Genomic DNA, 9,442 nt, shown 5'->3' with positions numbered 1-9,442 from the left:
TCGAGACAATCGCACAAACCTTGCGCACGATTGGATCATCGACAACGAGCCTGCCGACCCCAAGACCCGCAGCTGCATGGTATTTGGCTACCGCACTCGCCAGCCTGCTCATGCGGGCTCCCCGAATGCGACAACTTCCACCGTCGGCGATGGGGTCCAGTCGATCTCGCGCAAATCCAACCGCAACGCGCTGCGTCGCTGGTTAAGCACAGCCTCTGCCGCAGCGGCCGCCGAGGAGTCGCTGCGATGCACGAGCGCGAGCACAACGTCGGCGTCGTGGATGTTACCGACCCAGCGGTTCACCGCCGCAGCACCGTCAAGGATGAGCAGGCGTCGCCCCTTCTCCGCAGCCGGGAGAGGCCAATCGAATGACTGCGTCCCACAGATCACGCTGTGCCAGCCTCGTGCCTTGTACATGTCGAACGGTCTGAGGATCTCGTAGACAGGGCCGAGCCGAGCGCCGTCACCGGGCCTGGCGACGCGCAGCTTTAGCTCCTCCTCTAGGTCGCCGGTCGGGCCCATAACCACACAGGCGGTTCGTCCTTCCGTGGCGAACAGTTCAGGCCGCGCGGAGGGCACCATGTTGCGGATCAAGGCGGCGTCATAGGCAATGTCGTACTTACGTTCTCGATAGTCATGGGATGCCCACGGGGCCAAAGTGATGTCGGCGCAGTGTGATGGCTTCAATGACTTCCGACCGAACCTCAGGTTGCCTCTGGGGTCCGTGCCCATCACCGGACCGACTTCGACCTTCCCCCCGCCAGACATGACAGCTCGCACCATTGTGCGCGGCGGCAGGGCGGCCAAGCGGCGGAAGTTTTCTTCGCCGCCAGGAAGAACCCGGTCTCGATACGAGACGCGCACCATGCCAAGCGCAGCCATGACGGCTGCGTACTCGCGTGTCGGCGTTGTGACCGCTACGACTACCTTGCGAAACCTGCTTGGTACGTAGCCAGCGATGGTTCTTGCCATTCGTGCCCCGAGCATCTGCCATGAGTCCATCCACGTCGGCGAGGGCTGCTCGTTTCCCGACTCATCGCAGATGGTGAGAAGGGACCTGGCGGCACGCTCCACCGTCTGGCCCGCCTCCTCCCTGCCTATACGACGGCTCCCACGGGCAGCGACGGCTTGGGAGCTCCGCAAACCGCGAACACCAGCGAGGTCATAGTCAAGCAAACCGCTCACCTCCGAGTGATCGCCAACGACCCGGAGTTCGCTACACCAATTACAGCCACTACAACTGCACTTGATCACCCTGTGAAGCCATACGAAAGATCAATGACAGCGAGACCAGCCGATATTGCCACGAAAATCACCCATTTGGCCGAGCGGCACGCCCGTAAGCCGTAGACTCAGCACACGATGTATCTGCACTAATCGATGCCGAAACGATACAAGTCCAGGCTTGCTTATTCCACGCCTCCTGCAGCCGAAGGTCATAGGGCCCGCAGTCTGACTCCACAGTGCGGAAGGCGGCGCCGAGGTGACGCCGTCTACCGCACACCCGCCCTCTGAGAGCACAGGCAGCGGCCACATAAGCTGCCCTAGGATCGTGGCCGCACCCGCACGGCTGTGGAGGTTGATCAATTGTCTCGCCCCCGCGAGAGCTGGGCGTCGAGCGACGCCATCCGGCGGACGATGCTGGGCTGCCGGAGCAGGGACACCAGGCCAGAGAAGGCCATCCGTTCCTTGCTGCATGCGAAGGGCTTGAGGTTCCGCGTATGCACTCGGCCCGTTGCTCAGGTACGCCGTACTGCTGACATCGTATTCACAAAGGCACGAGTCGCGGTCTTCGTAGATGGCTGTTTCTGGCATGGCTGCCCGCAGCACTACCGTGTCCCGCGGACCAACACTACCTACTGGACGAACAAAATCTCCGGCAACCAGATGCGGGATCAGGAGACCGACTCGATACTGCAAAATGCAGGCTGGACAGTCGTTCGCGTCTGGGAGCACGAGGAGCCTCCCATCGCCGCTGCCACCGTAGTGCGCACCGTGGCAGATGCACGCGACCGCGGTACCTCCGGTTCGCAGACTTCATGAACAGCGATTTTAAATCGGAGAGCAATCGCGTATACTTCGGCGACGCACACGCCTTCGCCTGCGGTTCATGGCGAGACTTGAGGAGAAACGTTGGCCCCCTTGCGCGCTGTTTCCCTATTCTCCGGATGCGGCGGCTTCTGTGAAGGGGTGCGCCTAGCCGGGTTTGAGGTCCGTGCCGCCGTCGAGTTGGACCGGTACGCAGTGGAGACCTACCGGCACAACTTCCCCGATGTTCCGCTCTTCCACGGCGATGCCTGCGACTTTCTGCGCGACGACTCGCTTGCGTGGCAGCAGGAGCGGTCACGCTTCCGCCACCTTATCGACACGCCGACGGACCTCATCTTCGGCGGACCGCCCTGTCAGGGATTCAGCCAGATCGGACCGAGGGCGGTCGACGATCCTCGCAACACCCTCTATCTGGAGTTCGTCAGAGTCCTGACTACGTTACAGCCCAAGGTGTTCCTGATGGAGAACGTTCCGAACATGCTGCTACTAGCCGGTGGCCGCTTCAAGGACGACGTGTTGGCAGCACTTTCCTTGGCTGGTTATTCAAACGCGGGCGTGGCGGTCGTCGCCGCGAGCGACTACGGAGTCGCGCAATTGCGTCGTCGTGCGATCTTTTTCGGCGTACACGACACACACGACCTCGGCATGGACGCGCACGACTTTCTTGTCAAGAGCCTAGAGTGCGAGCGCGCGCCAACGCCGACGGTGGGTCAGCTGCTAAGAGACCTGCCTGCAGACGTATCAGAAGACGACGGGCCGCTCCCATACCCGTCAGGAAGACGGGTCACCAGGGCGGGGCGGGAATATCGGCTTGACCGTGACGGCCTGCGTTACTCCCGTGAGCGCAAGGTGGAAGCTCTAGGCGAGCTGCCAGCACTCCTCTACAACCATCACACCAAAGGAATGCTGGCCCGCCGCCGTGAACTGATTGAGGGCCTGAAACCTGGCGCCAACGGCAAAACTCTAGAGCCAGAGATTTGGTCGGGTACACGTGCGGAGAAGTGGCGCCGCCTCCACCCTGACAAACCATCGCATACAATCCTCGCGCAGATGCACAGGGACATGTCCGAGTGGGTTCATCCGTGGCTACCCCGCTGGATCACTGTACGCGAAGCAGCGCGCCTGCAATCGTTCCACGACGGGTTCGTGTTTAAATCGAGCGAGTGGCAGATGCTCAAGCAGGTAGGTAACGCCGTCCCACCGCTCATGGCACGTGCGCTAGCCGCTGTAGCGACTGGTGCAATATCCCGCTTGAATAGCGGGGAGGCGCAGGGCAACCGGAAGCCGCGCCCTCGGCAACCACCTAAAAGGTTTTCGACCCCGACCAACAGCTAATAGCATCCAATACCAAAGGATGACCAGCAGCATAAAACGCCTGATTACCCGGGCGAACGAAATTCGCCTATACCCTTAAGTGCGCCTAGATCAGACCTGAACAACGAATCCTTTCACAGCGGTCACCGCGAACACAGCCTGCACAATCCGTGTTCGCGGCGCCCTTCTTGTTGTCGGGCCGCTTTACCCAAGAACTGGCCAAAAGCTCAGCAGGCACACCAGGGCGAAATGCTGGCGCTGATCACGTCGAAACAGTCAGGCTGGTCCAACGCTTCGCGATGACCAAGCCCATGTCGAGTTGGTCGTGAGGCTGATTAGCTGGGTAGGCCATGATTGTGGATTCAGCGGTACGGACGTTGCCCCACGCGCGAATCTGATCGCACAGCCGCTTCGCGAGCTGCTGAGCGGCTGGCCCGTGGCCGATCGCGCCGAGCTCCGCGCCGCCATCGACCCGGCAGTAAGTTAGGTAAGCCAGCGAGCTGCCCTCGACAAGAGCAGGGCTGCGATCACGGATCGCTGGATTGCAGAGGTTCTCAGCGACCGCGGTGGCGTCGGCGGCAATTCGGCAGGTACCCGGCTCCGCCCCCGTCATACGCAGCCAGATGGCATCGAAGGGCTCTTCTCCTCCAACGGTGACGCCGGACCAGACAGGCGTTTTGGGCTGGCTGAGCACGCCGTAGAGGTCAGCGAGGGGGATGTCCTGGTCGGAATCCCAATACAGGGTTACGTGCCCGGCGGCGTCGAGGTTGCCGGACACCTCGTTGTCCTGGCCGATCATGGGCACGAAGCCGCACAACCGCACCGAGTCCGAGCGCAACACCTCCCCGTCGCGAACGAAGGCGACACTGCGTGTCTGACCTCGCCAACGCAGCGGCACAATGAGCCGGCCGCCGGGCTTGAGCTGGTCGCGCCAGGCGGCCGGGATGTCGAACGCGCCGACAGTGACGACGATCCGGTCGTAGGAAGCGTTCTCGGATGCCCCGAGCGAACCGTCCCTGGTGATCACCTCCACCTGCGGGAAGTCGTTCTCGTCGAGCGCTCGCCGAGCCTCCGCAGTGACTTCGGGGTCGATGTCGACAGTCGTAACGTGACCAGCCGGGCCAGCGAGCTCTGCCAGGAGGGCGGCGTTGTAGCCGGTTCCGGCGCCGATCTCGAGGACGTTGTGGCCGGGCTGGACGTCGAGCTGGTCGAGCTGCATGGCGACCACGGTGGGCACGGAGGCGCAGCTGAGCGGAGTGCCGTCGTCATCGCGCTTGGTGATCACTGCGACGTTGGCGTACGCGTCCTCGGTGGTCGCCTCCGGGACGAAGAGGTGACGGGGAATGGTGCGGAGCACCTGTTCCACCGCGGGGGTTCGGGCGTGGCCGGCCTTCTTGATGCGGTCGACCATGGCGGCGCGCAGCGCCTCGGGCGTGGTGTCGGTGGTGGCGTTCATCGTTTCCTTCTGTGCGGGCGGCCGGATGGTAGCGGGTTGCGATTGGTCAAGAGCGGGTTCTGAGCTGCGGGTCAGCCCTCCAGCAGCAGGCAGGCATCCCATCGGGTGACGAGGTCTGAGGTTGTAGTCGCGTGCAGTGCGAGCAGCACTCCGGCGGCGCCTTCCAGCAGGCCGGGCTCGGCGGATTGGCCGTAGTAGTTCAGGTGCTTGGTCAACCGTGAATGCAGTGCGGGTACCTGCTCGGTGAGGCGATCGTCGATGGCATCGGCGGCCGTGCGGCGGGTGGCCTGCAGAAGCCCGGCCCAGCCATGACAGAGCGACAGATCGCTCAGCAGCGCGAGTTGTTTCTCGTCGCTGATACATCCGGCGAGGGCATCTTCGGCTGCGCGCTGCCGTGTTGAGTTGTCGAGCGCGATCGCCGCGAGTTGTTGTGCCCGTGCGAGTCCTGGGGTGCCGTAGCACCAGGACGGGCGTTGTGGTCCCGATTGCCGCAGCGTCTGGTCGTGCCATTCGGCGCGGGAGATCATGCCCGGCCACCAGGCGTCGTAGCCGGTGCCATTGCGCCAGCGGTCGAGCCAGCGGGTGATGTGGCTGATCGCCTCGGTCTGTCCGGCAACCGCAATTCCTCGCCTGCGTGCGGTTGCCAGCAGCGCCAGCGGCCCGGCAACTCCGTGCGCGATCCCGAAGTTGGCGTGGCCGCCAGGCCAGTCCTTGGAAGGCTGCCCGCTGGGACTGTCCTCGCTCCACCATCCAGGCAGGTGCTCGCCGTTGGTGGTGATCGGCTCGGTGAGCCGCACCAGGTAGGCGAGGACATCACGCAGCAGCTCGGGGTGACGGTCTCGGTGTAGCAGCCCGACGCCGAGGCCAGTGAGTCCGCTCATCAGGTCGAACTCTCGAAGCCGTGGAAGCTGTCCGCGGTCGATGCGGTCGTGTGCCTGGCACAGCCGGTGGCGCGTGATCGCGGCGATGTGCTCGTCGAGTACGCGAAGAACTTCGGCGTAGGCGGGTTGCCGCGCCGAGTGCAGAGTGAACGCGACAGCAGGTACTCCTCGGAAGAGCCCCGCAGTGTCAGGGTCGGCGGTCACTGAGTCGCGGATCATGGCACGAGCCCACTGGTGAGCCACGCTCCAGTCACCCGCACCTGTGTGCACGTTCTCCAGGTGCAGCAGGGTGATTCCGGCTGCACCAGTGGACAACGACTGGCCCCAGCCCGGCGCGGCGTCGCCCGGTGGAAGGTCGAGTTCAGCGAGGTTCATCGGCTGGTCTCCGGCTGACGGGCGTGGACGGCCTGCGCGAGGTGCCGTGCCATGCGCCGCGTTGCCTTATCAGCGTCACGGTCGATGCCGGCTGCACGGTTGTGGTGCATGTGCAACAAAGATTCCAAAACGGCGTCGGTATCGGTGTCGGCTGATAGTTGCGTCCGGTACGCGGCAAGCGCGGCGGCGCGTCGTGCCCAGGTCTCGGCGACTTGTCCGGTCCATCCAGGCCGGTCGTCGACATCGCCCTGGACGAGGCGGATCGCGTCCGAGAGCACGGCGCGGTCAGCTGGGACCGTGCCTGGAAGGACGGGCCGGGTGCGAAGCCAGGTCATCGCGGCGGTCTGGTCACCGAAGAACCCGGCCACGATGTCCACCAGACCGAGTAGAAGTCCGACGGCGGTACCAGCACCCAGGATCGAGTCGTGCCTCAACTGAGCGGCCACAGCGGCAGAGTCGGCGGCGAACACGTTCTCAGCGGCGGTCATCTTCGCGCCGCAACCGTAGCGGCCGATCTCCGGCAGGTAGGTGTCGGCAGCTAGGCGGCCGGCGACGCCGTCAACGCGGAGTTGCTGTCCCCAGTCGCCGAGCGCAGCCAGGCTGCGGGCATAGGCGTCACGATCAGAGGTGGCCAGGCGGAGGCGAATGTGGTCGGTTTCATGCGGGCTGCGGTAGCGCACGAACCACCAGCGGGTCTCGGAGCCAATCGCCTGTAGAAGGTGTGGGATCCGGTCGGCGATGATCTCGTTGATTCGGTCGGGGTGGGTGAAGACCTTGGCATAGAGCCAGGTGCTGTTCACTGCCCCTGGCGGCTGGCCGTGGCCGCCGTTGGTCAGCACGGGCCTGCTCGCAACCGGTGGCGATGGTGTCTGCGGCTGGGTGGAGAACAGGGGCACGGCGATCTCGTGAACGTGGCCGCCCGCCCATCCGAACGCCTCCGCGGGGGCAGCTTCGAGCAGCATGGCGTGGCCGTGCTTGCGTAGGTGGGTGTGAAGAATCGCCACGTGGGCTGGTTCATCAAGAGTGAGTCGCAAGGAGCGGTCGGCGTCGCGTAGTTCCACCGTGGCAGGGCATCGCCACCGGCGACGCCACTGACCGAGGCGCGCCGTCCACTGGTCATCGTCGAGGCTGGTGGGAAGGTCTGTGGCGTCGAGCCGCCAACGGGCAGGGCTGAGTACCGCGCGGCCGTGCCGTACACGCGGCAGCACCGGCAGTTGCTGAGCGTGCGAGCCCCAGTCGAACTCGTGCCACGTGGCTCCCAGCGCGCGGGTGAGATTGGCGAGGAATCGGGCCAGTGGCGGCGCCTGCTTGTCCAGGGCGAGTGCATGAAAGACCTGGGGCTCGATCAGCCTCCCCATGGAGAGACTGACCAGGTGCAGCCCGTCGCGGGTCGCAATGATCGCAAGGTCGCCGGGTGCGATCACCCGTTGTTCGGGGTGCTGTGCCCGGTGTTCTCCCAGGGACAGCAGGTGAGGCAGATAGGCAGGGACCCGGCAGACGTTCTCACCAGTCGCGTAGATCGGCGGGAACGACAACTGCACCGGCAGCGCGCCGCTGACGCTGGCAGGAGCGTCCGCGTACAGGTGCTCCAGCCCGCAGTCGGACGCGATGGTGGCGAAGCGCGAGGTGAACGTTCCAGCTGACCGGGCGGGTGCGACGGTGAAGGTGTATTCCCCGCGGCGCAGAGCGTCCGCGCTGGCTGCGTGCACGCGGGCTGCGAGCTCGACGTGTGCAGGGATCCGCCGCTGCGTGGCAGGGTCGCCCACGGTGAGCGCGGTGATGGTGTCCTCGGTGAGGACGATCTCGCCGGTACCATCGGCCCACGCGGTCCAAGAAAGTGCGAGAAGCTTCTGCTCGCGTTCGGACGAACCTTCAGATGGCGGCTGCAGGACACTGCCGGGATAGGTGTGTGGCAGGCCAAGTCCTGCATCCGGGTCGACAACGTCGGCCAGCGGCACGAGAGCACCGGTGCCGAAGCGTTCGCAGAACGCGATGTAGAAGTCTCGCCAGACCGGGTTCCCGGTCGGCTGGTTCGACAGGCGCGCCAGCACGCTGGCAGCCTGCTCGACCTCGTGCGCAAGCTGTTCGGGAAGCCGTACTTCGGCGTCCAAGCGGAGGTCGAGAGACAGTGGGACGCGCCCGGCCGTCGACAGTGTCCGCATCCGTCCGGTCAATGCCTCCCGCAGGTCGCGCTGCGCCGCCTGGTCTGTGCCGGGTTGGTTGTGGCTGCGCAGGTCTTCCTGCACTCGCTCCAGCTCGACGAGGATCGCTGTTATAGAAGGAATCGCGCCGGCGTTGGCGGTGCGCAGGCGATCAACCAGGTAGCTAAGGGAGTCGGTGACGGTCAGCGGCGCTCGCAGGTTGGTGGTGAGAAAACCTTGGCCCACAAGAGTTGTGAGCATGGCGCTGATGGTGTCGAGCTCTACATCCGGAAACTCTGCGGCCAGCTTGTCAATGAGGTCAGCAACGTGGATGGGTGTGCTTGCAGCATTCTGGACCGCTTGCAGGGCACGGGTGTTGCGTGCGGTCGCCGTTTTGGGGCCCTGCGGGACTTCCAATCGCCCGCCACGAGTGGTCGCGAGATTGGTGAACGCGACGTCGAGCTGGCGCAGCAACTCCGGGCACGCTTCAAGTCGGTCGATGAGATCTGCGAGCCACACCGCATCGACGCGAGCGAAGACGTGGTGTTCTGAACCCCATCGACTCTCAGTGGCTGGTCCACCAACAGCGACCGGCGCGACTCCCGCGAACAAGCCGAACGGGGTGTGGCGACCAGTGATGCGTAGCAGGTAGCGGATCACGGACAGGGTGACGCGCCGAACCTGCTTGGACTCAATGGTGTCGGTCAGCAGCTGAGCGGCAAGGCCTGGGCTCGCATGGCCGATCGCGTCGGCGAGTTCGGTGTGCGTCGACATCTCCAGCAGCCATTCGCGGCACGCCTGGGTGTCGGACAGGTCTGGCCACTGTGCGGGCAGTTGGTGAAGCGGGACTGCCGCGGCGCGAAGCAAGGCAATTCCGCGGTGCCTGTAGGTCCACGCGCTCTTCCGAGTACTCATCCTGTCCTCGCGTTCGTCATCCGGTGGCGAAGCTGGGGCACGGACAGCGCGGCCCGTGCCCCGGCTCAGGTGCAGTCAGGTCAGACGGCGCTGATGCACGAGGACGCGCACGTCGGATCGCAGCCGTCGCTCGTGTCGCAGGCGGATGCCACGCCTGGAGTGGCCGTGGTGGTGATCCGCAGGTCGAGGTCGAAGTCCGAGTCGGCGACGGTGTCGATGGTTGGTGCAGACATCAGTGGTTCCTCCATGTACCTGCTTGCTTGTCAAGCAGGGGTTTCCCTTGATACGAAACGGTTGCGGCGGCACTACAG

General features: G+C 64.7%; 7 protein-coding genes. 2 read left to right on the top strand and 5 right to left on the bottom strand.

Translation table 11 applies throughout. From position 1 onward, the window contains the following. Positions 1-108 precede the first annotated feature (108 nt). Positions 109-882 (bottom strand): hypothetical protein, encoded by a 774-nt coding sequence (locus tag DFR72_RS30390; RefSeq protein WP_143086859.1) that lies wholly within the window; start codon positions 880-882, stop codon positions 109-111. A 690-nt stretch (positions 883-1,572) separates the two neighbouring features. Here DFR72_RS30390 and DFR72_RS30385 point away from each other — a divergent pair. After that, the gene (locus DFR72_RS30385) at positions 1,573-2,043 is read left to right on the top strand and encodes a very short patch repair endonuclease (RefSeq protein ID WP_256239459.1); all 471 of its coding nucleotides are present in this window, start codon (positions 1,573-1,575) and stop codon (positions 2,041-2,043) included. A 90-nt stretch (positions 2,044-2,133) separates the two neighbouring features. After that, positions 2,134-3,384, top strand: a complete 1,251-nt coding sequence (locus DFR72_RS30380) for a DNA cytosine methyltransferase (RefSeq protein ID WP_342768687.1) — start codon at positions 2,134-2,136, stop codon at positions 3,382-3,384. 241 nt (positions 3,385-3,625) lie between these two features. Here the strand turns inward: DFR72_RS30380 and fxlM are convergent, their stop codons facing one another. The 4 genes from fxlM to fxlA all read right to left on the bottom strand — a co-directional run bounded on the left by fxlM (position 3,626) and on the right by fxlA (position 9,364). Beyond that, the gene (gene fxlM / locus DFR72_RS30375) at positions 3,626-4,819 is read right to left on the bottom strand and encodes a methyltransferase, FxLD system (RefSeq protein ID WP_090069430.1); all 1,194 of its coding nucleotides are present in this window, start codon (positions 4,817-4,819) and stop codon (positions 3,626-3,628) included. A 71-nt stretch (positions 4,820-4,890) separates the two neighbouring features. Then, positions 4,891-6,075 carry a lanthionine synthetase C family protein gene (locus DFR72_RS30370; RefSeq protein ID WP_090069428.1) on the bottom strand — a complete coding sequence of 395 codons (1,185 nt, stop codon included), beginning with the start codon at positions 6,073-6,075 and terminating at the stop codon, positions 4,891-4,893. Then, positions 6,072-9,083: a lantibiotic dehydratase gene (locus DFR72_RS30365; RefSeq protein ID WP_211335583.1), complete on the bottom strand. Its 3,012-nt coding sequence runs from the start codon at positions 9,081-9,083 to the stop codon at positions 6,072-6,074. Before DFR72_RS30365 ends, DFR72_RS30370 begins: the two co-directional genes overlap by 4 nt. A 128-nt stretch (positions 9,084-9,211) precedes the next feature. Beyond that, positions 9,212-9,364, bottom strand: coding sequence for an FxLD family lanthipeptide (gene fxlA, locus DFR72_RS30360; RefSeq protein WP_211335582.1), 153 nt, complete (start codon positions 9,362-9,364; stop codon positions 9,212-9,214). Positions 9,365-9,442: the final 78 nt, after the last annotated feature.

The sequence above is a fragment of the Lentzea flaviverrucosa genome (assembly GCF_003350445.1).
GTDB classification, from domain to species: Bacteria; Actinomycetota; Actinomycetes; order Mycobacteriales; family Pseudonocardiaceae; genus Lentzea; species Lentzea californiensis.
Note: the sequence above shows the minus strand (reverse complement) of the source record. Positions and strands in the feature narration are given on the sequence as shown.

Coding starts and splice junctions, on each gene's coding strand:
- DFR72_RS30370 (WP_090069428.1), bottom strand. CDS start 6,075: ATGAACCTCGCTGAACTCGACCTTCCACCGGGCGACGCCGCGCCGGGC.
- fxlA (WP_211335582.1), bottom strand. CDS start 9,364: ATGTCTGCACCAACCATCGACACCGTCGCCGACTCGGACTTCGACCTC.
- DFR72_RS30390 (WP_143086859.1), bottom strand. CDS start 882: ATGGCTGCGCTTGGCATGGTGCGCGTCTCGTATCGAGACCGGGTTCTT.
- fxlM (WP_090069430.1), bottom strand. CDS start 4,819: ATGAACGCCACCACCGACACCACGCCCGAGGCGCTGCGCGCCGCCATG.